We start from the raw sequence: 25,052 nt of genomic DNA on the forward strand, positions 1-25,052 counted from the left end.
TACACCCGATCGCCACCGGCACGCCGCGCGGCGGGGCGAGGCGCGCCCGGCGGGTCTACTTGAGTTCGACCAGTCGGGCCAGGTATGTCGTGTCCCCGACATTGGTGAGCATGTGTACGGCACCGGGGTCCCGGTAGACGACTCCGCCGGTGGGCTCGTCGGCGTCGATCCGGGTGCCGTCGATGGTCTGTACGACGTTCTTCGCGCCCTGGATCGCCACCACCAGGTAGGGGTGGTCGTGCCGGTGCAGCGGCTGCCGCTCGCCCGGTTCGAGCCGGATGTGCCAGACCCGGACCCGGTCGTTCTCGTACACGATCTCCTGGCCCACCGGCCCGAGTTCGGTGCCGTCGATCACATCCGTCATCGTCCACCGTCCAGTTGGGGAAGCACCTCGGCGGCGATCAGCTCAAGGTGGTCGAGGTCGTCGAGGTCGGTCATGCGCAGGTGCACCCGGGTGGCGCCGATCTCGGCGAACTCGCCGATCCGCTGCACGAGCTGCGCGGGCGAGCCGACCACCGGGTCCTCCGGTGGCAGCGCGCTCTTCTCGTGCAGTGGCGCGGCCCGCAGCTGCGCCTCGGCGTCGGTGCGGCCGATGGCCACCACGATCCCGGCGGAGAGCACCAGCGGGACGCGGCCGGCCTCCGTCCGACCCACGCGGTCGCACGCCTCCCGCACCCGGTCGTACGCCCCGGCGGTCTCGGCCACGGACTTGAACGGCATGTTGAACTCGTCGGCGTAGCGGGCCGCCAGTTCGGGGGTCCGCTTGGGACCGCGCCCGCCCACGATGATCGGCGGTCCGGGCACCTGCGCCGGTTTGGGCAGCGCGGGCGCGTCCACCAGCCGGTAGTGGTCACCGGTGAAGCTGTACGTCTCGCCCACCGGGGTGGCCCACAGCCCGGTGATCACCTCAAGCTGCTCGGCCAGTCGATCGAAGCGCTCGCCAACGGGCGGGAACGGGATGCCGTACGAGGTGTGCTCGCGCTCGTACCAGCCGGCGCCGATGCCGAGGTCGACCCGGCCGCCACTCATCTGGTCGACCTGTGCGACCAGCACCGCGAGAGGTCCGGGCAGGCGGAAGGTCGCCGACGTGACCAGGGTGCCGAGCCGGATCCGTTGGGTCTCGCGGGCCAGCGCGGCGAGGGTCAGCCAGGCGTCCGTCGGGCCGGGCAGGCCCGGGTCGGCGCCCATCGACTGGTAGTGGTCGGCGCGGAGGAAGCCCTCGTAGCCGCCGGCCTCGACCAGTCGGGCGAACCGGAGCTGGGTGTCGTAGTCGGCGCCCCGGTGGGGCTCGGTGAAGACCGACACCCGCATGTTCATCGTCCCTCCGCGCCGGCCGCGGCCGGCTGGTCGCGTTCCATCAACAGCTCGTGCAGGTCGGCGCTGACCCGGGCGACGTCGGCGAGGTGGGCGTTGCGGCCCAGGGTGCGGGGTCGGGGGATGGCCACCTCGACCACCTTGCGGATCCGGCCGGGGCGGGGGCTCAGCACGACCACCCGGTCGGCGAGCAGCACCGCCTCGTCGATCGAGTGGGTGACGAAGACGATGGTGGGCTTGTTCTCCATGTGCACGCGCTGGAGTTCGCCGGAGAGTTCCTCGCGGGTGAGCGCGTCGAGCGCGGAGAACGGCTCGTCCATCAGCATCACCCGCGGCTCGCCGATCAGCGACCGGCACAGCGACACCCGTTGCTGCATGCCACCGGAGAGTTCGTGCGGCAGCCGCTTCTCGAACCCGGAGAGCCCGGCCACGTCGAGCAGTTGCCGGGCCCGCTCGCGGTGCTTGGCGCGGCTCCAGCCGAAGATCTCCACCGGCAGCAGGACGTTGTCCAGCACGCTGCGCCACGGCAGCAGCGCCGGCTTCTGGAAGAGCATGGCGATGTCGCGGCGGGGTCGGGTGATCGGCGTACCGGCCACGGTGATCTCGCCGGAGGTCAGCGGGAGCAGCCCGGCGATCAACCGCAGCAGGGTGGACTTCCCGCAGCCGGAGCGCCCGAGCACGGCCACGAACTCGCCCTCGGCGACGTCGAGGTCGATGCCGCGAAGGGCTTCGACCCGGCCGGATCGGCCCTCGAAGGTACGCGACACCCCGGACAGTCGGATCATCTGCGGCGTACCTCCGCTGAGTGGACGGTCAGGAATCCGACAAAGGCTAGCTGCCGCGTTGACATTCCGCACCGTCCGGGGTGGTCGTCAGGTTGTATCCGTTCCGCAACCCAATACGCCTGGCGTCGTAACTGTGGGCTTCTCGTACGCTGTGCCCGCGAAGAGTCCCCTCACGATGGCGGTGCCCGGCTTGCCCCTCCTGCCGGCACCGTCGCGACAACCCCCGCCGGTGGCCTGCGGTCCCGGTCGGAAAGGACATGGTGCTACTGATGAGAAGGCTGACCCGTACGGTCGCTACGGCCGCGCTGGCCACCGCCCTCGCCCTCGTCTCCGCCTGCAGCAGCGGGTCGGACTCGTCCGACGACGCCAAGGGCGGCAAAGGCGGAGCACTGGAGAAGGTGACCTACCTCACCTCCTTCGGCAACTTCGGCCGTGACTCCTACGCCTGGGTGGCGAAGGAGAAGGGCTTCTTCAAGGAGGCCGGCTTCGACGTCGAGATCAAGGCCGGCCAGGGCACCGGCGGCGTGATCCAGACGGTCGTCGGCGGCCAGGCGGACTTCGGGCCGATCGACCTCACCGGTGGTCTGCTCCAGCTCGGTAACGGCCAGGCCAAGGACTTCACGGCGGTGGCCGCGATCCAGCAGCGCACGATGGCCGGCATCGCCACCGTCGAGGGCAAGAACATCAACTCGCCCAAGGACCTGGAGGGCAAGAAGCTCGCCGACACCCCCGGCTCCGTGGTCCGCAACCTGTTCCCGACGTACGCCCGGCTCGCCGGTGTGGACGCCAGCAAGGTGACCTGGGTCAACGGTGAGGCGCAGGCGCTGATCGGCACCCTGGCCAGCGGCTCGGTGGACGGCATCGGCCAGTTCGTCGTCGGCCAGCCGACGATCGAGGCGGTGGCCAAGAAGAAGGCCGTCATGCTGCCGTACAGCAACGTGATGCAGGACCTCTACGGCAACGTGTTGATCACCTCCTCGAAGATCGCCAAGGAGAAGCCCGAGATGGTGAAGCGGTTCACCGCGGCGCTGCTCAAGGGCCTCGAGTACAGCCTGGCGAACTCCAAGGAGGCCGGCGAGATCCTGAAGAAGAACGTCGACGCCGCCAACCCGGTGGCCGCCGCCGCCGAGCTGGACCTGATGGCCGCGTACGTGCGTTCCGGCAACTCCGGCACCGCGATCGGCACGCTGGACAGCGGCCGGGTCGCGAAGAGCATCGCGATCCTGCAGGGCGCGGGCGCGCTCAAGCAGAACATCACCCCCGAGCAGATCATCGACTTCAGCCTCGCGCCGAAGGCCTGATCGTCCGGTCGCCACCAGGGGGTACGTCCCGCCGGATCCGGTGGGACGTACCCCCGTCGCTCGTCGGCCCCCAGGGCCGTCGGATTTCGAGGAGGACAAGATGACCGACGTGCGGTCAGTCGAGCCGGCGGTGACGGTGCCCCCATCCCCGGGTGCCGGCCCGGAGGCGGGACGGGCGGGTCGGGGCGCCGGCCTGCGCGCCGGGGTCGGGGCGGCGCTGCTGCCCGCGGCCGGTCTGCTGGTCGCCCTGGCGGCGTGGTGGCTGATCGCCCGGCTGGAGCTGATCCCGCCGGCCGCCCTGCCGCCGCCGGGGGGTGTGTTCAGCGCGTTCGTCGACAAGCCCGCCCAGATGCTGGAGCACACCGGGACCACCCTGCTGGAGATCCTGGTCGGCTTCGCCCTGTCGGCGGCCGCCGGCGTCCTGATCGGACTGTCCCTGGCCAGTTCCCGCGCCGTGGAGCGGATGTTCACGCCGCTGCTGGTCGCGGTGAACGCGGTGCCGAAGATCACGTTGGGCCCGCTGCTGGTGGTGGCGCTGGGCTGGGGTCAGAAGCCGATCCTGACCATGGTGTTCCTGCTCTGCTTCTTTCCGATCGTGCTGTCCACCGCGACCGGGCTGACCACCACGCCGGCCGACCTGGCCGAGCTGGTCCGGTCGTGGAACGCCTCCCGCTGGCAGGCGTTCCGCAAGGTGCGGTTCCCGGCGGCGCTGCCGCAGATCTTCGTCGGGCTCAAGGTGGCCATGCCGCTGGCGGCCATCGGCGCGGTGATCGGTGAGTTCCAGGCCGGAGAGAGCGGCCTGGGCTACGTCATCCTCCAATACGCGGGCGTCGGCGACTACGCCACCGCCTGGGCGGCCATCCTGCTGGTGGCGCTGGTGAGCATTCTGCTCTACTCCGCGCTCGTGCTCATCGAGCGGATCGCCCTGCCCTGGGTAAGAGAAACCACCAGCAGCCGCTAACCCCGATCGGCAGAGCTGAACAACAAAGGCAACGCGAAGGGCCGGCCCCCACGAAGGAGGCCGGCCCGTTCCGATAACGGTGACGCGGTAGGCCACAGCCCTCAACCTGGAACACGACGAGCCGAGCTACCCCGCCAACCGCCAGCGCCCGTTTCGCGCGACCAGCGTGGTGAGCGCCTGCGGCATGAGGCCGGAGTGGTTGTCGGGCGTCATGCGGATCGGGCCGGAGAGGCCGTCGATCTGGGACGTCTCCAGCACGTCGCGGATGCCGTTCCGGTCGACCTTCCCGGCCGGGCCGCCGGCCCGCAGTTCGGCGTCGGCGATCAGCTGGATCGCGTCGGCGGCGAAGGACGAGGCTCCGTTGTAGCCGCCGAAGCGGGCCGTGTAGTCCTGGAACCACTGCCGCCGGGCCGCCTTCGCCGGGGTGGTGGCGATCACGTCGTCGATCACCATGGTCTGGGTGAAGATCAGCGTGGCCCGCTCGGTGGCTCGGGCCGCGGCGCCGAGGAAGAGATCGCCGGCCGCTCCCGCGTCGAAGAACAGCGCCCCCCGGAACGAGGCCTGTTGGGCGCTGGTCGCGGCCAGCGCGGCCTGCTCCGGCGGTGTCCAGACGACCAGCGCGTCGGGCTTGAGCTTGGTGAGTTTGTCGACCTGCTGGCCGACCTCGGTGTCGGTGGTCTTCACCGACTCCTCACCGGCCACCTTGATGCTGGCCTTGGTCAGTTCGCGGCGCAGTGCGAGCATGCCTTCCCGGCCGTAGTCGTCGTTGCTGGCGAGCAGGCCCACCTTGCGGACGTTCTTGCGACGCAGTTCGGTGGTGAGCGCCGCGGCGCTGTCCGACGCGTTCGGGCCGAGTTTGAACACGTAGCGCCGCTCGGCGACCGGGCTGGCGATCGCACCGGAAGCGGCGAGCGCAATGGTGGGAATCCGCTTGTCGTTGATGATCCCGACCGCGCCGACCGCGCATTCGTTACAGCCGCCCATGACGATGGCGCTGACTTGGGAATCGCTGCTGAACTCGGCGATGTTGCGCAGTGACTCGGCGGCGTCGGAACGGTTGTCCTTGACCTTCAGATCGATCTTCCGGCCGTTCAGTGCTCCGGAGGAGTTCAACTGCTCGACCTTGAGTTTCAGGGCCCGCTGGTATGTCTGACCGACGGGGGCCGCAGCCCCGGAGAGTTCGAGATCGGCAGCGATCACGATCGGACTCGTGTCCTGCTCCGCTCCACCGAACTGGCAGCCGGTGAGCGTGGTGGCCACTACGGCCGATGCGAGCGCCGCGATGGTCGCGGAGCGGATGGGGCTCAACTCAGTCCTCCAGGTGCGGGCGCGGGCGCTGCCCGGTCACCGCCGCTAATCCGTCCTCAGTGGAGGACGGGATCTCCTCTGCCGTACGGTGTGCGCGAAGCCTGCAAAACCTTGCCAATGGCCGGCGCTGTGGTCAAGCGCGGACCCCAGTTGCATTTTCGGGACGGTCATCCCACATGCTGGGGTAACACAATGTTTGCAAAAGCTCACTTTGCATACACGCGTGACCACTCTGGAGTTACATGCCCTGTTCAGGGGCTTGCGGAAATGAAGGTATCAGTTGACCGGATCAGGGGTTCCGCGCCGTCCGACCGTTTCCTGCCTCACTGCGGCTTCCCAAACACGATCTTCTCTGATGAAATCGCGGCCGTGCCGCACGTGGTCCCCTCCGCTTACGGCACGGCTCGGCGGGCCAGGCGGGGAAGAAACGACGGAGGCGATGTCGTGAGCACCGGACCGACGACCCTGCCCGCGCTCGGCGAGAATGCTCGGCGTACGCGCCGGCGCCTGCCGAGACTGCGGGACGCCCGGATCCGGTCCAAGCTGGCGCTGATTCTGGTCGTTCCGGTGGCCGCCGTTATCGCGCTGGCCACCGTCCGGCTGATCTCGGTGGGCGAGGGCGCCTACGACGCCACCCGGGCCCGGTCGCTCACCGCGCTCTCCATCGACGTCAGCGCGCTGACCCAGGATCTCCAGGCCGAGCGGATGGCCGCGGCGGCCTACCTGGCCGCTCCCCAGCAGCCTGCCGACGCGTACAACCTGCGGGTGCGCCAGACGCAGCAGCGCGTGGACCAGTACAACGCCGAGCGGGGCCGTATCGGCGACGTGCCGGCGGCGCTGCGGGACCGGCTGGCGGCGATCGACGACCACCTGTCCACCCTGGACGGCACCCGCCAGGAGGTGCTGGACCGCCGGCAGATGGCGGTCGCCGAGGCGGTGCTGCGCTACGGCGTCATCCTCACCGACCTGGTCGCCTACGGCGACGGGCTGGCCCAGCTGCCCGGCGACGAGAGCCTGTCGGACAGCCGTCGCGCGGTCGCCGCGTTCGCCCGCGCCAAGGCGTCCGTCGCCGAGGAGGAGGCGGTCGCCTTCACGGCGCTGACCGCCGGCCAGCTCGACCCGGAGCAGTTCTCCTCCTTCGTGGCCACGCTGACCAGTCAGCAGGAGGCACTGGTCGCCTTCTCGCTCGCCGCCGACCCCGTGCAGCGGGCCCTCGTCGACAGCACCGTCTCCGGTGACGCGGTCGGCCTCTCCGACCGGGTCGCCACCGACATCACCCGCTCCGTCGGGCAGCGCCCGCTGGTCAGCGCGCAGGACGCCACCGCCGCCATCGGCGCGGTCAACGACCTGATGCGCTGGGCCGAGACCCAACTGCAGGACCGGCTGCTCGAGCAGGCCGACCAGGCGCGTTCGGACGTCATCCGGCAGGCCGTGGTCGAGTCGATCCTGGTGCTGCTCACCCTGATCATCGCGGTGTCGCTGGCCGTGGTGCTGGCCCGATCGCTGAACCACTCGCTGCGCCGGCTGCGCGAGGGCGCGCTCTCGGTGGCCAACCACGACCTGCCGGACGCCGTGCAGCGGCTGCAGAACATGGGCAGCGTGGGTGACGGTGGCGTGGACGAGATCGTCCGCCAGGTCCGGGACCCGATCCAGCTGAACAGCCGTGACGAGGTCGGTCAGGTGGCGTTGGCCTTCAACGTCGTCCACCGGGAGGCGGTGCGGGTCGCCGCCGAGCAGGCCGCACTGCGCACCAGCGTCTCGGCGATGTTCCTCAACCTGGCCCGCCGCAGTCAGACCCTCGTCGACCGGATGATCGGCGAGCTGGACGCGATCGAGCGCGGCGAGGAGGACCCGAAGCGGCTGGCCCAGCTCTTCGAGTTGGACCACCTGGCCACCCGAATGCGCCGTAACGACGAGAACCTGCTGGTCCTGGCAGGCGCCGACTCCGGCGCACCGCGCCGCGACGACGCGTTGGTCGTGGACGTGCTGCGCGCCGCGCAGTCCGAGGTGGAGCTCTACAACCGCATCGAGTTCGGCACCGTCGACACCGACATCTCGGTGGCCGCGCACGCCGTCAACGACGTGGTACGCCTCGTCGCCGAGCTGCTGGACAACGCCACCCGGTTCTCGCCGCCGAACACGACTGTCGTCGCCGACGGTCGCCGCATCCGCGACTACGTCCTGATCCAGATCGAGGACCGCGGGCTCGGCCTCACCGACGAGCAGCTCGACTCGCTCAACCGCCGGCTGGCCGCCCCGCCGAGCGTGGACGTCGCCGCGTTCCGGTTGATGGGTCTGGCCGTGGTGAGCCGGCTCGCCTCCCGCTACGGCATCAGGGTGGAGCTGCGCCGCAACGTCGAGGGCGGCACCGTCGCCCAGGTGACGCTGCCCGCCGCCACCGTGCTCCTGCCCAGCAACCGGGGCCGCGAGCAGGTGCTCACCCGTCCGCGCCAGCCGATGGCGGTCGAGCAGACGCCGCTCACCCCGGTCAACCACGCCGAGTCGTACGGCGGCGCCACCACCGCGGCGGCGACGCTGCCCGACCAGTGGCGGACCAACGCCCCGGCGCCCGCGCAGTGGCAGTCGCCGGTCGACGCGCGGGACACCGCCCCGGCCGTGCAGGCCGGCGGCTACACCGGGGCCCGCCCGACGGTGCCGCCCGCCGCCGCGCCGGCCACCCCGGTCCCCCCCGCCCGAACCGCGTACAGCAACGGCGCGGGCACCTCGGTGGGCAGCCCGACCGTGGCGTACCCGACCATCGACGCGCTGCCCCGACGCGGCTCGACGGCCGACACCACGGACGGTCGGAGCGCGCCGGTGCTGCCCGTCGGGCCGGTCGCCGGTCCCGGAGCGGTCGCCCCGCCGGCGCCGCCCGCGACGCCGGCCCCGCCCGTGCAGCCCGCCCCGCCGGCCACGCCGCCGACGCCCGCCGCGCCGGTCAGCACCCGGCCGGAGTTCCCCGCCGAGGCGCCGATCTTCCGGGAGATGGAGGCGGTCTGGTTCCGGTCGCACGGCGACGACGCCACCGCGATCTTCACCCGGCCGCAGTTCGACACACCGCCCGCGCCCGCCGACGCCGGCCTGCGGGGGGCCAACGGCGGTCAACCGGCCACCGCGTCCGCGCCGGCGACCGCGCCGGCCCGACCGCCACTGCCCACCCGCACCCCGGGCAGTTCCGAGGGCACCGGAGCGCAGAGCGTGGGAAGCATGGACGGATTCGGCGGTGCGAACACCGGCGGTCGTGGCGGTGCGAGCACCGGCGGTCGCGGCGCCTCGACGCCGAAACCACCGCCGTCGTACACCCCGCCGGCCGTCCCGACGGCGCCGGTAGCGGCCCCCGCCGCCACGGCGAGCACGCCCCCGCCGGCCACGGACCCGGACGCCTGGCGGACGGCGGCCGACGAGGGCTGGTCGCTGGCCAGCCGGGCCGCCGAGCCGGCCGCCGCCGGCACCACCCGCTCGGGTCTGCCCAAGCGGGTGCCGCAGGCACAGCTCGTGCCGGGTGGCATCGAACCGAAGGGTGGCCGGGACCGCAGCCGGCGGACCCCCGATGAAGTACGCGGCCTGTTGTCGGCCTACCACCGCGGCGTACAGCGTGGTCGGACGGCCGGCACGGACCTGAACAGCACCTCGACCAAGGAGAGCCGATGAACAGGCCAGCTGCCATGCAGGACATGGGTTGGCTGCTCACCAACTTCGCCGACAGCGTGGCGGGCATCGCCCACGTGGTGGCGGTGTCCGCCGACGGGCTGCTGCTCGCGTCCTCCCGGGACCTGCCGGGGGACCGGGCGGACCAGCTCGCCGCGATCACCTCCGGCGTGGTGAGCCTGACCGAGGGCGCGGCCCGGATGTTCAGCGCGGGCGGGGTGTTGCAGACCGTCATCGAGATGGACAGCGGTTACCTCTTCCTCATGTCGATCAGCGACGGCTCGTCGATGGCCGTGCTGGCCGCGCGGAGCTGCGATGTGGGCCAGGTGGGCTACGAGATGGCGCTGCTGGTGGAGCGGGTCGGTGCCGCGCTGGTGCCGCTGCCGAGGGACGCGGTGCGTTCGTAGCGCCGGTAGACCCGGCGCGCGGACCGCGCGCCGGAACAGGGATGGGAGGCGGTGTGGGCCGGCTCCGCTGGGGACGAGGAGGTGATCATGGATGGACCAACGGCGCGCTGACCCGCGCGGCGCTCTGGTGCGTCCGTACGCGGTCACCCGTGGTCGTACCGAGCCCCGGCAGGACATCGCCCTCGAGGCGGTCCTCACGGCCTCTCCCACTCAGGTTGCCGAGTCCCGTTTCGCGGGGCACGACAAGCACCGCATCGCCACGGTCTGCGAGGGCCGTGCACAGTCGCTGGCGGAGATCGCCGCGTACACCCGGATGCCGCTGGGCGTCGCCCGGGTACTGGTCGCCGACATGGTGGCCGAGAGCCTGCTGACGTTACACACTGCTGCTCCCGCCGAGGGGTTCGAGGAGCGGATGGAACTGCTTGGAAGGGTGCTAAGTGGACTTCGCAGGCTATGACCCCCCCGCTGGGGGGCGGCCGAGCCGGGGAATCGTCTCCGCGAAGATCGTCGTCGCGGGCGGCTTCGGCGTCGGTAAGACGACCCTCGTCGGCTCGATCTCCGAGATCACGCCGCTGACGACCGAGGCGGTGATGACAGCCGCGGGTGTCGGTATCGACGACCCGTCCAAGGTGCCGGGCAAGGAGACCACCACGGTCGCCATGGACTTCGGCCGGATCACCATGGCCCAGGACCTGATCCTGTACCTGTTCGGTACGCCGGGTCAGACCCGCTTCTGGTTCATGTGGGACGAGATCATCCGAGGTGCGGTGGGTGCCGCCGTCCTGGTGGACACCCGCCGGATCACCGACGCGTTCGCCCCGCTGGACTACTTCGAGAACCGCAACCTGCCGTACGTGGTGGCGCTGAACCGGTTCGACGGCGCTCCCCAGTACGAGCTGGAGGAGATCCGCGAGGCGCTGGCCATCTCGCCGCAGGTGCCGTTGGTGATGACCGACGCCCGGCACCGGGATTCGGTCAAGCAGGTGCTGGTGACGGTGGTCGAGCACGCGATGCTCCGGCTCCAGGCCGAGCACGGTCGGGGCTTCCCCACGCCGGTCGGCTGAACCACCGCGTCGTGGCCGGCACACCAGGGCCGGCCACGACGCGTCAGTCGACCCGGAGCCGGTAGCCGCGCTTGACCACGGTCTGCACCACGCGCGGCGCGCGCAGGCCGGCCCGCAGGCGTGCCACCGCCATCTCCACCGCGTGCTCGTCGGCGCCCCGGGGGAGGGTCCGCAGCAGCGCGGTGCGCGACAGCACCCGTCCGGGGGCCTGGGCCAGCGCCCGCAGCACCGCCATGGGGGCGGGAGCCAGCGGGCGTAGTTCCCCGTCGATCACCGCCGCGTGCCCGCGCAGGGTGAGCAGGTGCCCGCCGGCCTTGAACGTCAGGGTCCGGCGGGGCAGTTCGTCGACGATGGTCCGCACCAACGCGCCCAGCCGGGCCCGCCCGGGCGCGCTCACCGGCACCCCGTGGCGCAGCAACGGCTCGGCGGTCACCGCGCCGACGCAGCTGGCCAGCACGTCGCTGCGGAGCGCGGCCACCACCGCGTCGGTACGGTCCCCGGCGGCCCGCAGCAGCGCCTCGGCCGCCGGTGCCGAGGTGAACGTCACCGCGTCCACCAGCCGGCCGGCGATCAGGTCGATCAACCGGTGCAGCGGCGCCGGGTCGGTCGGCGGCGCCCAGCGGTAGACCGGCACCTCGATCACCGTGGCGCCGGCCGCCTCCAGCGCGAGCGTGCACTCGGGCTGCCGCTCACCGTGCAGCTGCATGGCGATCACCTGCCCGGCCACGCCACGGCGGCGCAGGTGATCGACCACCTCGTCGCAGCTCTCCGACGCCGGTGACCACTGGTCGTGCAGCCCGGCCGCGCGGATCGCGCCGCGTGCCTTCGGGCCCCGGGCGACGACGTACGAGCTGGCGAGCACCGAACGCAGTGGTTCGGCCAGCCCCCAGCCCTCGGCCGCTTCCAGCCAGCCGCGCATCCCGATGCCGGTGTTGGCCATCAGGATGTCGGGTGGCTGGTCCAGGCAGGCGCGGGTCGCCTCGCGCAGTTCCGTGTCGTCGGACAGCGGCACGATCCGCAGCGCCGGGGCGAGCACCACGCGGGCGCCCCGGCGTTCGAGCAGCGCGGCCAACTCGTCGCGCCGCCGGTCGGCGGTCACCCCGATGGTGAAGCCGGCCAGTTCTTCCCGCATCAGCCCTCCCGTCGCAACCGCACTTCGACGATCCCGTCGTGGCAGCGCGTGTCGTGCCGGGCCACGGCCATCCCGGGCAGGTCGAGGCACTCCCCGGTGCGCAGGTCGTACACCTGCTTGTGCAGCGGGGAGGCGACCGTCGGCACGCTGCCGCGGCTGCCCACGATGCCCCGCGACAGCACGTACGCCCCGGAGACCGGGTCGCGGTTGTCGATCGCGAACAGCCCGTCCACGGTGTGGAAGAGGGCGACCTGCACGCCGTCGACCAGGGCGGCGGCGCCCCGGTTCGGTTCCAGCCGGTCGAGGGGGCAGACAGCGGTCCAGTCGAGCGTGGTCGTGTGGCTCATCGCCGTACCTCCGGAAGGCCGAGCGTGACGGGCTGCCGGCGGGCGTGGGCCGGCTCGGGGCGGGTGGTCGTCAGGGCGCGGGCCGGCACCGGCTGGCCGCGTTCCACGGCGAAGGTGATCGACGGGTCGGGCACGTCGGGGGCGTTGACGAAGGAGGTGTAGCGGCGCAGCCGCTCCGGGTCGTCCAGCACGTCGCGCCACTCGTCGGAGTACGACGCCACGTGTCGGGCCATCGCCGCGTCCAGGTCGGCGCAGAGCCCCAACGAGTCGTCCACGATCACCGCGCGCAGGTGGTCCAGGCCGCCGTCCATGGCCTCGATCCACCCGGCGGTGCGTTGCAGCCGGTCGGCGGTGCGGATGTAATACATTAAAAATCTATCGATTAGTCGAATCAGTGCTTCTGTCGACAAATCAGTGGCGAACAGGTCGGCGTGGCGGGGCCGGAAGCCGCCGTTGCCGCCGACGTAGAGGTTCCAGCCGGTCTCGGTGGCGATGATGCCGAAGTCCTTGCTGCGGGCCTCGGCGCACTCCCGGGCACAACCGGAGACCGCCGACTTGAGCTTGTGCGGCGCGCGCAGCCCGCGATAGCGCAGCTCCAGCGCAACGGCCAGCCCCACCGAATCCTGCACCCCGTACCGGCACCAGGTCTCGCCGACGCAGGACTTCACCGTGCGCAGCGCCTTGCCGTACGCGTGGCCGGACTCGAAACCGGCGTCCACCAGGCGTCGCCAGATCTGCGGCAGCTGCTCCACCCGGGCCCCGAACAGGTCGATCCGCTGCCCGCCGGTGATCTTCGTGTAGAGCTGGAAGTCCCGGGCGACCTCGCCGATGACGATCAGCTTCTCCGGGGTGATCTCGCCGCCGGGGATGCGGGGCACCACCGAGTAGCTGCCGTCGCGTTGCAGGTTGGCAAGGAAGTGGTCGTTGGTGTCCTGCAACGACGCCTGCTCCCCGTCGAGCACGTGCCCACTGCCCAGCGAGGCGAGGATCGATGCCACCACCGGCTTGCAGATGTCGCAGCCGCGCCCCCGGCCGTGCTCGGCGACCAGCCGGGAGAACGTGCGGATGCCGCGGACGCGGACGATCTCGAACAGCTCCCGCCGGCTCACGTCGAAGTGCTCGCACAGCGCCGTGGACTGCGCGACCCCGGCCGCGTCCAGCAGCTGCTTCAGCATCGGCACGCAGGAGCCGCAGCTCGTGCCCGCCCGCGTGCACGCCTTCAACGCCGGCACGTCCGCGCAGCCGCCCGCGATGGCGTCGTCCAGGTCGCCGCGGGTGACCGCGTTGCAGGAGCAGACCTCGGCGGCGCCGGGCAGCGCTCCGGCGTCCGCGCCGCCGCCGTCCGGGGCGAGCAGCGCCAGCGGAGCGGCCGGCAGCGGGCCGCCCACACTGGCCCGCAACGTCGGGTACGCGCTGGCGTCACCCACCAGCACCCCGCCCAGCAGAGTGTGCGCGTCGTCGGAGAGGACCAGTTTCGCGTACACCCGGGTGGCCGGGTCGGTGAACGTGACGTCCAGGCAGTCCTCGGTGGTGCCGTGCGCGTCGCCGAACGACGCCACGTCGACACCGAGCAGTTTCAGCTTGGTGGCGGTGTCCGCGCCCGGGAAGGTTGCCGCGCCACCGACCAGCCGGTCGGCCACCACCTCGGCCGTCGCGTACCCGGGGGCGACCAGGCCGTGGCAGGTGCCGTCGACCGCCGCGCACTCACCGACGGCCCAGACGCGCTCGTCGGCGCTGCGGCAGGTCGCGTCGACGAGCACCCCGCCGCGCGGACCCAGCGGCAGGCCGGCGGCCCGCGCCAGCTCGTCGCGGGGCCGGATGCCGGCGGCCACCACGACCAGCTCGGCGTCGACCACGCGGCCGTCGGACAGCTCCAGGGCGTCGACCGCGCCGTCGGCGCCAGCCCGGATCGCGGTGGTGGCCACCCCGAGGTGGGTACGCACACCCAGCTCCTCGACGTAGCGGCGCAGCATCGCACCACCGGCCTGGTCCACCTGCACCGGCATCAGCCGGGGCGCGAACTCGACCACGTCGGTGCTCAGGCCGAGCAGGCGCAGGGCGTTCGCCGCCTCCAGCCCGAGCAGTCCGCCGCCGATCACCGCGCCGACCCGCCGGCCCCGCGCGTACGCCCGGATCGCCGCCAGGTCGTCCAGGGTCCGGTAGACGAACACGCCGGGCAGGTCGGCGCCGGGCACCGGCGGCACGAAGGGGTACGACCCGGTGGCCAGGACCAGCGCGTCGTAGCCGTACTCGCCGACGGCGGTGGTCACCACCCGCCGGGCGCGGTCGATGGCGGTGGCCGGCTCACCCAGGCGCAGCCGCACACCGTCGTACGGGGTGTGCACGTTGAGCTCGTCCTCGCTCACCCCGTCGAAGTACGCCGAGAGCCGCACCCGGTCGTACGCCGGACGCCCCTCCTCGGCCAGCACGGTCACCCGCCAGCGGCCCTGCGGATCACGGGCGCGCAGCGCGTCGACGAAGCGCTGCCCCACCATGCCGTTGCCGATGACGACCAGGTCCCGACCGCTCATCGCGTCACCTCCACCGATTCCGCTTCGGACAGCCAGTCGACGATGCCGCCGACCGCGTCCCGGCATCCGCCGCATCCGGTGCCGGCCCGGGTCCCCGCCACCACCGCGTCGACCGTCCGCGCGCCGGAGCGCCAGCACCGCACCAGCGCTCCCTTGGTGACGGTGTTGCACTGGCAGACGACTGCCGCGTCCGGCATCAGCGCCGGTGACGCGCTCGGCGCCGCGACGGCCCCGCCCAGCGCCCGGCCCAGCAGCAGGGCCCGCCGGTCGGCCGGCACCGGGTGACCCCGGTCGAAGAGCTGGATCACCGTGCCGACCGAGGGGTTGTCGCCGAGCAGGATCGCGCCGATCAGCCGCTCGTCGTGGATCCGTAGCCGGGCGTACGTGCCCCGGGCCGGGTCGGCGAAGGTCAGCTCCTCGCCCGGCCCGCCGCCCGCCGCGTCGCCCATCGCGGCCAGGTCGATTCCGGCCGCCTTGAGTCGGGTCACCACCGGCCGGGGTCGGTAGCGGGCCAGCGGGTCGGTGCCGGTCAGCACGTCGGCGAGCACCCGGGCCTGGGCCCAGGCGGGTGCGACCAGCCCGGTGATCGCGCCGTCGTGCTCGGCGCAGTCGCCGAGCGCCGAGACCCTCCGGTCGTTGGTGCGCAGCCGGTCGTCCACCACCACGCCGCGCCGCACGGTCAGCCCGGCGGCCTGCGCGAGGGCGGTGTCCGGGCGTACCCCGCAGGAGAGCACCAGCAGGTCGGCGTGCAGCGACCGGCCGTCGGCCAGGTCGAGGCGGACGCCGGTGTCGTCGGCGACGACTCCGGTCGCCGGCACCGCGAGCTGGATGGTGACGCCGAGCCGGGCGAGCGTGCCGGCGAGCACCGCGCCGGCCGCGGGGTCGAGCTGCCGTTCCATGAGGTGCCCGGTGTGGTGCACGACGGTGGTGGCGAGCCCCCGGGTGGCCAGGCCGCGGGCGGCCTCCAGGCCGAGCAGCCCACCACCGAGCACGATCGCGCTGCGGGCCCCGTCGGCGACGGCGAGGATCCGGCGGCAGTCGTCCAGGGTCCGGAAGGGAACGACCCGCTGCGGCAGGTCGGTCGGGTCGAGGCCGGGCAGCGGCGGCACCACCGCCCGCGCGCCGGTGGCCAGCACCAGGTGGTCGTAGGAGATCCGTTCGCCGTCGCCGGTGCGGACCTCGCGGGCGGGCCGGTCCACCGCGGTCACCGGCACGCCGGGGCGCCTGTCGATGCCGTGCCCGGCGGCCTCGGTCAGCTCCACGTCCGGTTCGGCGATCCGGCCGGTCAGCAGCGTGGAGAGCATGATCCGGTTGTACGCGCGGTGCGGCTCCGCCCCGAGCACGGTGACCTTCCGGTCTCCCTCGCGGGCGTGCAGCTCGGCCGCGAGCCGGGCACCGGCCATCCCGTTGCCGACGATCACCACTCGGGCCGTCATGCCTTCTCCACCCGGACCGCGCAGATCTTGAACTCGGGCATCCCGGAGATCGGGTCCACCGCGTCGTTCGTCACCGAGTTGGCTCGGCCGGCGCCGGGCCAGTGGAACGGCGCGAAGACCGTGTCCGGGCGGATCCCCGCGCTGAGGCGGGCCGGCGCGCGCAGCTCGCCCCGGCGGGACGTGACCCGCACCGGGTCGCCGTCGTCGATGCCCAGCCGGGCCGCCAGGTCGGGGTGCAGCTCGACGAACGCCTCGGGCGCGGCGCGACGCAGCGCGGCCACCCGGCGGGTCTGGGTGCCGGACTGGTACTGGGCGAGCACCCGGCCGGTGGTGAAGTGCAGGGGATACGTGGCGCAGACCTCCTCGGCGGCCGGCCGGTGCTCCACGGCGTGGAACCGGGCCCGGCCGTCCGGGGTGCCGAACCGGTCGGCGAAGAGCCGTGGCGTGTCCGGCCCGTCCTCGCTGGGGCAGGGCCAGAAGACACCGTCGGTCTCGTCGATCCGGGCCCAGTCGATGCCGGCGTAGTCGGCGACCCCGCCGGCGGAGGCGCGGCGCAGCTCGGCGAACACGGTGGCCGGGTCGGTCGGAAACCGCGCCGCCGCCGTCCCGGCGTCGCCCAACCTGGTCGCCAGGTCGGCGAGGATGGCCAGGTCGGTGCGGACGCCCGGCGGAGGCGGGCGCAGCGCCCGTCGACGCAGCACACGGCCCTCCAGATTGGTCATCGTGCCGTCCTCCTCGGCCCACTGCGCGGTGGGCAGCACCACGTCGGCCAGGGCCGCCGTCTCGGAGAGCAGCAGGTCGGCGACGACCAGCAGGTCGAGGTCGCGCAGCCGGCCCTCGATCCGGGCGGCCCGGGGAGCGGAGACCACCGGGTTCGAGCCGAACACCAGCAACGCCCGGGGGCCGTCGGGGGTGCCGAGCGAGTCGAGCAGTTGGTAGGCCGGCACGCCCGGGCCGGGCAGGTCGTCGGCCGGCACGCCCCAGACACCGGCGACGTGTTCCCGGGCCGCCGGATCCTCGATCCTGCGGTAGCCGGGGAGCTGGTCAGCCTTTTGCCCGTGCTCCCGCCCGCCCTGGCCGTTGCCCTGGCCGGTGAGGCAGCCGTACCCCGAGCCCTCGCGGCCGGGCAGGCCGAGAGCGAGAGCGAGATTGACGTACGCGGTGACGGTGTCGACGCCCTTGGCGTGCTGCTCGGCGCCGCGCGCGGTCAGGATGATCACGCGGCCGCCGGTGCCCAGCGCGCGGGCGGTCGCCTCCAGGTCGGCCACCGGCACGCCGGAGAGCTGTTCCGCGCGGGCCGGCCACCAGGCGGCGACGCTGCGGCGGACCGCGTCGAAGCCGGTGGTCCGCTCGGCCACGTACGCCTGGTCGACCCACCCTTGCGTGACCGCGATGTGCAGCAGCGCGTTGGCCACGGCGAGGTCGGTGCCGGGCAGCGGTTGCAGGTGCAGGTCGGCCTGGCGGGCGGTGGCGGTGACGCGGGGGTCGACGACGATGAGCCGGCCGCCGCCCCGGCGCTGCTCGGTGAGCCAGCGCACCAGCGGCGGCATGGTCTCCGCCGGGTTGGCGCCGACCAACAGCAGGGTGTCGGCGCGGCCGAGGTCGGCCAGCGGAAACGGCAGCCCCCGGTCGACACCGAAGGCGCGCAGCCCGGCGGCGGCCGCCGAGGACATGCAGAACCGTCCGTTGTAGTCGATGTTGCCGGTGCGCAGCGCGACCTGGGCGAACTTCCCCAGCGCGTACGCCTTCTCGTTGGTCAGCCCGCCGCCGCCGAAGACGGCGACCGCGTCCCGACCGGAGCTGTCACCGATGGCGCGCAGGCCGGTGACGATCCGGTCCAGCGCGGCGTCCCAGGTCGCCGGGCGCAGCTCGCCGCTGACCGGGTCGCGCAGCAGCGGGGTGGTCAGCCGGTCCGGGTGGTCGAGCAGTTCGGCGGAGGTCCAGCCCTTCTGGCAGAGCCCGCCCCGGTTGGTGGGAAACTGGCGGGGGAGCACGCTCACCCCGGTGTCGTCCTCGCGCAGCGTCATGCCGCACTGAAGCGCGCAGTACGGGCAGTGCGTCGCCACCTCCCGGGGCGTACGCCCCGGTCGAGTTGCCGGCCATGCACCGTCTGTCATGTCCCGAAAGCGTGCCGCCGGGCGGTTTCCGGTCCGGGTCTCTTCTGTTTCGGTCCTGTCAAGTGGGGCTCACACCGCACAGGGGCAGCGGACGTGACGGGCGGGTGATGGCGGCCCCGGACGGACGCGTGACCAGCGGCGGCGCCGGGCCTCATCTCCTGGGACGGTCAGCGGAACGATGGTTCCTGCGTGGCCAGGGCACGCCCGGTGACGACGGCGGGGCCGGTTCGGGCTTCGGCTCGGGTTTCCGATCGGGTGGCTTGTCCGGCACAGCGCTCCCCCTAACTGTCGATCTGGAAAGGGACCGCCCGTGAGTGCTCGCCCGTGGAGATCTTGGACAGTTTCCGTTAGCTCGTAACGGAAACTGTCCAAGATCTGGGGCGGGGCAAGAGCGGCCCCGGCACGAACGGGTCCGCCGGGTCTCGGGTCCTTGCCGGCCGCGCCGTCTATCGACCACCTTGCGATCAGTGCGCTTATAATGTGGGAAACTTGTCTCAATTTATGGGAGACTGCGATGAGCGTGGTGGACGTCTTCGACGCGGTGGCCGGTACCTATGACGAGGCCCGCCGACGGCTCGTGCCCTGCTTCGACGCGTTCTACGGCACCGCCGTCGAGGTGGCTGCGCCGCCGCTGCGCGCCGCGCTGGCCGCCGGCCGTACCCCCGAGGTGTTGGATCTGGGCGCGGGCACCGGCCTGCTCTCGCTGCTGCTCGCCGCGGCGGTGCCCGGGGTCCGGCTGACCCTGGTGGACGCCGCACCGGCGATGCTCGCCCGCGCCGCCGACCAGTTGAACGCGCGGTCCGTGCCACACCGAACGGTCCGGGCCGACCTGGCGGACGAGTTGCCGCCGGGCCGGTACGACGCGGTGGTCAGCGCCCTGGCGATCCACCACCTGGACGACGCCGGCAAGCGCGCGCTCTACCGGCGGGCCGCCGAGGCGCTGGCGCCAGGCGGGGTGTTCGTCAACGCCGAGCAGGTCGCCGGCCCGACGCCGGCACTGGATCGGCGCTACGACGAGGTCTGGACAGCCAGGATCACCGAGCTGGGCTCGCCTCCCGAGGAGATCGCCGCCGCCCGGGAACGGATGAGCCACGACCGCCCGGCGACCGTGGCCGACCAGTGCCGGTGGCTCGCCGAGGCGGGCCTGGTCGACGTCGACTGTTTCTTCAAGGAGTGGCGCTTCGCGGTGTTCGGCGGCCGGGCCGGGTAATCCCGGCGGAATGTACGTTTCGCCGCCCCGGGGCGAGTCGATGGGCGTGGGGATGACTGGGGGTCATACCGCTGGGTAGTCTCAGCGGCATGACTGCCAAGGTGACGTTGTCGTTCACAGACGAGACGATCGAGGAGGCCCGACGCTTCGCCAAGCGCGAAGGGCTGTCCCTCTCGGCGTGGATGGACCAGGCCGCCCGCGAGAAGGCGCTGCGCGAGGTGTTCACCGCGCACGCCGCCGCCGTGGGCCGTGCCGGCCTCGACCTGGAGTCCGCCGCCCTCGCCGACGCCCGCGAGGTCGGCATGGTCAACGATCTCTACTCCGGCGGACGGCCGCGTGCTGCGTAGGGGTGAGGTCTGGCGCATCGAGGGCGCCCGGGAACGCCTCGGGCTCGTGATCAGCTCGGACGTCTACAACTCCACAGACGTGCCCATCGTGATCGTGGTCGAGGTGGTCGAGGAATCGCTGCTGCGCGACTCACCCCTCGCCGTGCCGATGGGCCGGTACGTGGTGATGCCCGACCGGATCTCCGCACCGATGAAGAAATGGTTCACCGACTGCGTGGACGTCGCCGACACCGAGACCATGCTCCGGGTCGGCCGCGCCCTGCGCATCCTCCAGCAGCTCTGAGCCATCGGACCTCACCATCGCCGCCGGCCCGTGGTGCGGTAGGCGTTTCCGGGCCGACCCGTGACGGGCACTGCCAGGTAATCCCGCTTTCCTAGCGTTCCTCCTCGTCGCATCGACGAGGAGGAGCCGCCGTGAGCACGCTCACCAGCACCGCAGTCCGGTGGCGGCAACCTCGGCGTGCCCGCGGTGCAGCTGGTCGGGCTGGCGGTGCTCGCCACCGCCGGCGCCGCGTACCCCCCGTTGGTGCCCGCGGTCTACCTGCCGCTGATCGTGCTGGCCGCGCTGGCGGCGGCCCGCTGGCTGGACACCGTGCCCGGCGCGCGCAACGAGCCCGGGTCGCTGCGCGAGGCTGCCCGGGACCCGCACACCTGGATCATGTCGCTGCTCTACATCGGCACCTTCGGCTCGTTCATCGGGTTCGGCTTCGCGTTCGGCCAGGTGCTCCAGCTCCAGTTCGCCGAGCGGTTTCCCACAGCCGTCGACGCCGCCTGGCTGACCTTCCTCGGGCCGCTTGTGGGCTCGCTGATCCGGCCGCTGGGCGGCCACCTCGCCGACCGGCTCGGCGGAGCCCGGGTGACCTTCTGGAACTTCGTGGCGATGGCGATCGGCGCCGGCACGGTGCTGTACGCGGCCCGCGAGCGCTCGTTCGGGCTCTACCTGGCCGGCTTCCTCGCCCTCTTCGTCTTCTCCGGTGTCGGCAACGGCTCCACGTACAAGATGATCCCGGCGATCTTCCGGGCCCGGGCGGCGGACGCCGTGGCCACCGGCACACGTGACCCGGAGGCCGCCGCGCGGTGGGCGCGGCGGATGACCGGCGCGTTGATCGGCATCGCCGGCGCGATCGGCGCCTCCGGCGGGGTGCTGGTCAACATCGCCTTCCGCCAGTCGTTCCTCGGCTCCGGCAACGCCGATTCCGCCTACCTGGCGTTCATCGGCTGGTACGCGCTGTGCTGCGCGGTGACCTGGTTCGTCTACCGGCGTCCGGGGTCCCATCGGCTCGCCGGGGTGTGATCCGGGTCATGACCGGCGCGTCGCCGCGCGGCAGCCCACCCCCGTTTTGACCTGCCGATGGGGCGCCGGGTATCGTTGCCTGCTGTTGTACGACATCCAGAGGCGTGCCCTATCAGGTACGCTTGGTCGTTCGTGCGCGCTGGTCCGGCCTGCTAGATCTGGTCACCTCGGCGCGCGACCCCAGACCGACGACGAGACAAGGTAGACCTGTGCGTACGTACAGCCCGAAGCCGGGTGAGATCGAGCGTCAGTGGCACGTCATCGACGCCTCTGATGTCGTGCTGGGCCGCCTGGCCACCCACGCCGCCACGTTGCTGCGTGGTAAGCACAAGCCGACTTTCGCGCCGCACGTCGACACGGGCGACTTCGTCGTCATCGTGAACGCGGGCAAGGTTGCGCTGACCGGCAACAAGCGCCAGACCAAGGTCGCTTACCGCCACTCGGGTTACCCGGGTGGTCTGAAGCAGGTCGGCTACGACGAGCTGCTGACCAAGCGCCCCGAGCGGGCCATCGAGCTGGCCGTGAAGGGGATGCTCCCGCACAACAAGCTCGGCCGTCAGCTGATCAAGAAGCTGAAGGTCTACGCCGGTGCCGAGCACCCGCACCTCGCGCAGCAGCCGGTGCCGTTCGAGATCAAGCAGATCGCGCAGTGAGCGCGGGCGAAGGAAGCAGCATGACCGACATCACCACCGAGACCGAGGTTGCCCCCGAGGTTCCCGAGGCCACCGAGGCGCCGGCGCCCGTCGCCCGCGCGCCGCGTGGTGACCGGCCGATCCAGACCGTGGGCCGCCGCAAGGAGGCCATCGTCCGGGTCCGCATCGTCCCGGGCACCGGCAAGATCACCTGCAACGGGCAGGACCTCGAGGCGTACTTCCCGAGCAAGGTGCACCAGCAGCTCATCAAGGACCCGCTCGTCACCGCCGAGAAGCTCGACCAGTTCGACGTCATCGCCAACCTGCGTGGCGGCGGCACCACCGGCCAGGCCGGTGCGCTCCGGCTGGGCATCGCCCGCGCGCTGATCATCAGCGAGCCGGACGACCGCCCGGCCCTCAAGAAGGCCGGCTTCCTGACCCGGGACGCCCGGGTCAAGGAGAGCAAGAAGTACGGCCTCAAGAAGGCCCGTAAGGCTCCCCAGTACTCGAAGCGCTGATCTTTCCCAGCGCGTTGTACTTCTGACGGACGGCCGGTCCGCCTCCCCTCGACCGGGGAGGTGGGCCGGCCGTTCCGCTTTCTCCTTCTCGGTAGTGCTCATCGGAGGTTGGCGGGTATGGGTCGGTTGTTCGGCACGGACGGCGTACGCGGGCGGGCGAACGCGGATCTCACCCCCGAATTGGCGCTCGCGCTCGCCGTGGCCGCCGCGCACACACTCGCCGAGACGGACCGCAGCCACCCGCCGCTCGCCGTGGTCGGCCGGGACACCCGGGCCAGCGGCGAGATGCTGGAGGCCGCCGTCGTGGCCGGGCTGACCAGCGCCGGCGCCAACGTGGTACGCGTCGGCGTGCTGCCCACCCCGGCCGTGGCGTTCCTCACCGCCGAGGCGAAGGCCGACCTCGGAGTGATGCTCTCCGCGTCGCACAACCCCATGCCGGACAACGGCATCAAGCTCTTCGCCGCCGGCGGGCACAAACTGCCCGACGAGATCGAGATGCGGATCGAGGCGGCCGTCGAGACGAACGCCACCACCGCCTGGGACCGGCCGGTCGGCGCCGGCGTCGGCCGGGTGCACGACCTGCTCGACGGTGCGGACCACTACGTCCAGCACCTCGTCGGCACCGTGCCGCACCGGCTCGACGGGATCAAGGTCGTCGTCGACTGCGCCAACGGCGCCGCCGCCGAGGTCGCGCCCGTCGCGTACCGGGAGGCCGGGGCCGAGGTCATCGCGATCCACGCCGAGCCCGACGGGCTGAACATCAACGACGAGTGCGGCTCCAACCACATCGAGGCGCTGCGCGAGGCTGTCGTCGAGCACGGCGCCCACCTGGGCATCGCCCACGACGGTGACGCCGACCGCTGCCTGGCGGTCACCGCCGACGGCGACGAGGTCGACGGCGACCAGGTGATGGCGATCCTCGCGCTGGCCATGCGCGACGCCGGCACGCTCACCCAGGACACCCTGGTGGCCACCGTGATGAGCAACCTCGGCCTGCGGCTGGCGATGTCCGCGCAGGGCATCCGGCTGATCGAGACCAAGGTCGGCGACCGGTACGTGCTGGAGGAGCTGCGCGCCTCCGAGCTGGCGCTCGGTGGCGAGCAGAGCGGCCACATCGTCATGCCCGCGCACGCCACCACCGGCGACGGGGTCCTCACCGGCCTGCACCTGATGGCCCGGATGGCCGCGACCGGCAGGTCCCTGGCCGAGCTGGCCTCCGTCGTCACCAAGCTGCCGCAGGTGCTGATCAACGTCCCGGTCGGCGACCGCACCGTCGGCGCCGCCGCGCCGGCCGTCCGTGCCGAGGTCGAGCGGGCCGAGGCGGAGCTGGGCGAGACCGGCCGGGTGCTGCTGCGCCCGTCGGGCACCGAACCGCTCGTCCGGGTGATGGTCGAGGCGGCCACCGAGGCGACCGCCCGCGAGGTCGCCGAGCGGATCGCCGACCTGGTACGCACCGCCAGCCCCGCCGGGTCGTAGTCGAGTGGACCGGGGCGTTGGCCCGGCGCGTCAGCGGGTCAGGGCGCGCAACCGGGTGACCGCCTCGGTCAGCACCTCCGGACGCTTGCAGAACGCGAACCGGACCAGTCGTCGGCCGGCCTCGGCGTCGTCGTAGAAGACCTGGGTCGGCACGGCCACCACGCCGCAGCGCTCCGGCAGCGACCGGCAGAACTCCACCCCGTCCGAGCCGCCGAGCGGGGTGATGTCGGCGGTGACGAAGTACGTCGCCTCCGACGTCAGCACCTCGAACCCGGCGTCGGTGAGGCCGCCCACGAGCTGGTCACGCCGCTGTTGGAGACCGTCGCGGAAACCCATGTAGTAGTCGTCGGGCAGGGCCAGCGCCACGGCGACCGCAGGTTGCAGCGGAGCGGCGTTGACATAGGTGAGGAACTGCTTCACCCGCAGCACGGCCGAGACCAGCGCCGCCGGGCCGCTCACCCAGCCGACCTTCCAACCGGTGCAGGAGAACGTCTTGCCGGCCGACGAGATGCGCAGCGTCCGCTCCCGCATCCCGGGCAGCGCGGCCAGCGGCACGTGCGGACCGGACGCGTCCGTGAACACCAGGTGCTCGTAGACCTCGTCGGTGACCGCGTACGCGCCGTACTCCTGACACAGCTCGGCCACCAGCGCCAGCTCGGTCGGCGTGAACACCTTGCCGGTCGGATTGTGCGGTGAGTTGAGCAGCACCAGTCGGGTACGCGGCCCGAACGCCGCCCGCAGCGCCGCCGGGTCGAAGGCGTACCGGCCGTCCGCGGCGGGACGCAGCGTGACCGGCCGCCGGACCGCGCCGGCCAGCGCGATCGAGGCGGCGTACGAGTCGTAGTACGGCTCGAAGCAGACCACCTCGTCACCCGGCTCGCACAGCGCGAGGATGCTGGCCGCCACCGCCTCGGTCGCGCCCGCCGTGATCACGATCTCGCCGTCCGGGTCGTACGCCAGGTCGTGGAACCGCCGCTGGTGGGCCGCGACGGCCGCGCGCAGGGCGGGTATCCCCGGACCGGGCGGGTACTGGTTGTGCCCGCCGCGCAGCGCCTCGGCGGCGGCGGCCAGCATCTCCGGCGGGCCGTCCGTGTCCGGGAAGCCCTGGCCCAGGTTGACCGCCCCGGTCCGTACGGCGAGGGCGGACATCTCGGCGAAGATCGTCGTGCCGAACGGCCGCATCCGGGCCACCAGCGGGTCGACATCGGTGCTCGTCGTCACCTG

At 72.4% G+C, this 25,052-nt stretch carries 22 protein-coding genes and 1 pseudogene; 13 read left to right on the top strand and 10 right to left on the bottom strand.

The features are described 5' to 3' along the window. Nucleotides 1-55: 55 nt before the first annotated feature. Genes ABZT87_RS27370 through ABZT87_RS27380 form a run of 3 tightly spaced genes read right to left on the bottom strand, consistent with a single transcriptional unit; the run spans nucleotide 56 to nucleotide 2,099 of the window. Nucleotides 56-364 carry a cupin gene (locus tag ABZT87_RS27370; RefSeq protein WP_266246239.1) on the bottom strand — a complete coding sequence of 103 codons (309 nt, stop codon included), beginning with the start codon at nucleotides 362-364 and terminating at the stop codon, nucleotides 56-58. Beyond that, nucleotides 361-1,311: an LLM class F420-dependent oxidoreductase gene (locus ABZT87_RS27375; protein ID WP_355139188.1), complete on the bottom strand. Its 951-nt coding sequence runs from the start codon at nucleotides 1,309-1,311 to the stop codon at nucleotides 361-363. The genes ABZT87_RS27370 and ABZT87_RS27375 overlap by 4 nt, the downstream gene beginning before the upstream one ends. A gap of 2 nt (nucleotides 1,312-1,313) precedes the next feature. Then, nucleotides 1,314-2,099: an ABC transporter ATP-binding protein gene (locus ABZT87_RS27380; RefSeq protein ID WP_354863214.1), complete on the bottom strand. Its 786-nt coding sequence runs from the start codon at nucleotides 2,097-2,099 to the stop codon at nucleotides 1,314-1,316. A 269-nt stretch (nucleotides 2,100-2,368) separates the two neighbouring features. On the opposite strand from ABZT87_RS27380, the gene ABZT87_RS27385 reads away from it, so the two are divergent. Beyond that, nucleotides 2,369-3,400 (top strand): ABC transporter substrate-binding protein, encoded by a 1,032-nt coding sequence (locus ABZT87_RS27385; protein ID WP_355139119.1) that lies wholly within the window; start codon nucleotides 2,369-2,371, stop codon nucleotides 3,398-3,400. Nucleotides 3,401-3,500: 100 nt separating this feature from the next. After that, a complete protein-coding gene (locus ABZT87_RS27390) occupies nucleotides 3,501-4,361 on the top strand; it encodes an ABC transporter permease (protein ID WP_354863212.1) in 861 nt (286 codons plus the stop codon). Between the two features lie 126 nt (nucleotides 4,362-4,487). Here ABZT87_RS27390 and ABZT87_RS27395 read toward each other — a convergent pair whose 3' ends face one another. Next, nucleotides 4,488-5,669, bottom strand: coding sequence for an ABC transporter substrate-binding protein (locus ABZT87_RS27395; protein WP_355139121.1), 1,182 nt, complete (start codon nucleotides 5,667-5,669; stop codon nucleotides 4,488-4,490). Nucleotides 5,670-6,113: 444 nt separating this feature from the next. Here ABZT87_RS27395 and ABZT87_RS27400 point away from each other — a divergent pair, with 444 nt between their 5' ends. The 4 genes from ABZT87_RS27400 (at nucleotide 6,114) to ABZT87_RS27415 (ending at nucleotide 10,788) form a co-directional block, all read left to right on the top strand. Further along, nucleotides 6,114-9,320, top strand: coding sequence for a sensor histidine kinase (locus ABZT87_RS27400; RefSeq protein ID WP_355139123.1), 3,207 nt, complete (start codon nucleotides 6,114-6,116; stop codon nucleotides 9,318-9,320). Continuing rightward, complete coding sequence (locus ABZT87_RS27405; RefSeq protein WP_007465177.1) at nucleotides 9,317-9,724, top strand: roadblock/LC7 domain-containing protein; 408 nt, start codon at nucleotides 9,317-9,319, stop codon at nucleotides 9,722-9,724. The genes ABZT87_RS27400 and ABZT87_RS27405 overlap by 4 nt, the downstream gene beginning before the upstream one ends. Nucleotides 9,725-9,815: 91 nt before the next feature. Beyond that, on the top strand, nucleotides 9,816-10,181 hold the full coding sequence (locus ABZT87_RS27410) for a DUF742 domain-containing protein (protein WP_007465174.1): 366 nt from the start codon (nucleotides 9,816-9,818) through the stop codon (nucleotides 10,179-10,181). Then, on the top strand, nucleotides 10,162-10,788 hold the full coding sequence (locus ABZT87_RS27415) for an ATP/GTP-binding protein (RefSeq protein WP_354862014.1): 627 nt from the start codon (nucleotides 10,162-10,164) through the stop codon (nucleotides 10,786-10,788). Before ABZT87_RS27410 ends, ABZT87_RS27415 begins: the two co-directional genes overlap by 20 nt. A 43-nt stretch (nucleotides 10,789-10,831) precedes the next feature. Here ABZT87_RS27415 and ABZT87_RS27420 read toward each other — a convergent pair whose 3' ends face one another. From ABZT87_RS27420 to ABZT87_RS27440, 5 genes are read right to left on the bottom strand one after another with little or no spacing between them, the layout of a single operon-like run. Continuing rightward, on the bottom strand, nucleotides 10,832-11,920 hold the full coding sequence (locus ABZT87_RS27420) for a uroporphyrinogen-III synthase (RefSeq protein WP_354862012.1): 1,089 nt from the start codon (nucleotides 11,918-11,920) through the stop codon (nucleotides 10,832-10,834). Further along, entirely contained in the window at nucleotides 11,920-12,267 is a 348-nt protein-coding gene (gene nirD, locus ABZT87_RS27425; protein WP_355139125.1) for a nitrite reductase small subunit NirD, read from the bottom strand. Before nirD ends, ABZT87_RS27420 begins: the two co-directional genes overlap by 1 nt. Further along, the gene (nirB, locus tag ABZT87_RS27430) at nucleotides 12,264-14,798 is read right to left on the bottom strand and encodes a nitrite reductase large subunit NirB (protein WP_355139127.1); all 2,535 of its coding nucleotides are present in this window, start codon (nucleotides 14,796-14,798) and stop codon (nucleotides 12,264-12,266) included. Before nirB ends, nirD begins: the two co-directional genes overlap by 4 nt. Beyond that, nucleotides 14,795-16,234 (bottom strand): FAD-dependent oxidoreductase, encoded by a 1,440-nt coding sequence (locus ABZT87_RS27435; RefSeq protein WP_354862007.1) that lies wholly within the window; start codon nucleotides 16,232-16,234, stop codon nucleotides 14,795-14,797. Before ABZT87_RS27435 ends, nirB begins: the two co-directional genes overlap by 4 nt. Next, nucleotides 16,231-18,351, bottom strand: a complete 2,121-nt coding sequence (locus ABZT87_RS27440) for a molybdopterin oxidoreductase family protein (protein ID WP_355139129.1) — start codon at nucleotides 18,349-18,351, stop codon at nucleotides 16,231-16,233. The genes ABZT87_RS27435 and ABZT87_RS27440 overlap by 4 nt, the downstream gene beginning before the upstream one ends. Nucleotides 18,352-18,865: 514 nt before the next feature. Between ABZT87_RS27440 and ABZT87_RS27445 the strand changes: the two genes are divergently transcribed. From ABZT87_RS27445 to glmM, 7 genes and pseudogenes are all read left to right on the top strand, one after another. Then, entirely contained in the window at nucleotides 18,866-19,561 is a 696-nt protein-coding gene (locus tag ABZT87_RS27445) for a class I SAM-dependent methyltransferase (RefSeq protein WP_355139131.1), read from the top strand. Between the two features lie 89 nt (nucleotides 19,562-19,650). Then, nucleotides 19,651-19,908 (top strand): DUF6364 family protein, encoded by a 258-nt coding sequence (locus ABZT87_RS27450; protein ID WP_354855324.1) that lies wholly within the window; start codon nucleotides 19,651-19,653, stop codon nucleotides 19,906-19,908. Further along, a complete protein-coding gene (locus tag ABZT87_RS27455; RefSeq protein ID WP_354855325.1) occupies nucleotides 19,898-20,191 on the top strand; it encodes a hypothetical protein in 294 nt (97 codons plus the stop codon). Before ABZT87_RS27450 ends, ABZT87_RS27455 begins: the two co-directional genes overlap by 11 nt. 156 nt (nucleotides 20,192-20,347) lie before the next feature. Continuing rightward, nucleotides 20,348-21,202: pseudogene (locus ABZT87_RS27460) on the top strand (MFS transporter); the annotation flags it as partial. Nucleotides 21,203-21,411: 209 nt separating this feature from the next. Next, nucleotides 21,412-21,855: a 50S ribosomal protein L13 gene (gene rplM / locus ABZT87_RS27465; protein ID WP_007465158.1), complete on the top strand. Its 444-nt coding sequence runs from the start codon at nucleotides 21,412-21,414 to the stop codon at nucleotides 21,853-21,855. Between the two features lie 20 nt (nucleotides 21,856-21,875). Beyond that, a complete protein-coding gene (gene rpsI, locus ABZT87_RS27470; protein ID WP_355139132.1) occupies nucleotides 21,876-22,352 on the top strand; it encodes a 30S ribosomal protein S9 in 477 nt (158 codons plus the stop codon). Between the two features lie 117 nt (nucleotides 22,353-22,469). Next, nucleotides 22,470-23,828, top strand: a complete 1,359-nt coding sequence (gene glmM, locus ABZT87_RS27475; protein ID WP_355139135.1) for a phosphoglucosamine mutase — start codon at nucleotides 22,470-22,472, stop codon at nucleotides 23,826-23,828. Nucleotides 23,829-23,858: 30 nt separating this feature from the next. Here the strand turns inward: glmM and ABZT87_RS27480 are convergent, their stop codons facing one another. Next, on the bottom strand, nucleotides 23,859-25,049 hold the full coding sequence (locus tag ABZT87_RS27480; protein WP_355139137.1) for a pyridoxal phosphate-dependent aminotransferase: 1,191 nt from the start codon (nucleotides 25,047-25,049) through the stop codon (nucleotides 23,859-23,861). Nucleotides 25,050-25,052: the final 3 nt, after the last annotated feature.

The organism is Micromonospora sp. NPDC005237 (assembly GCF_040607775.1).
Lineage (GTDB): Bacteria > Actinomycetota > Actinomycetes > Mycobacteriales > Micromonosporaceae > Micromonospora.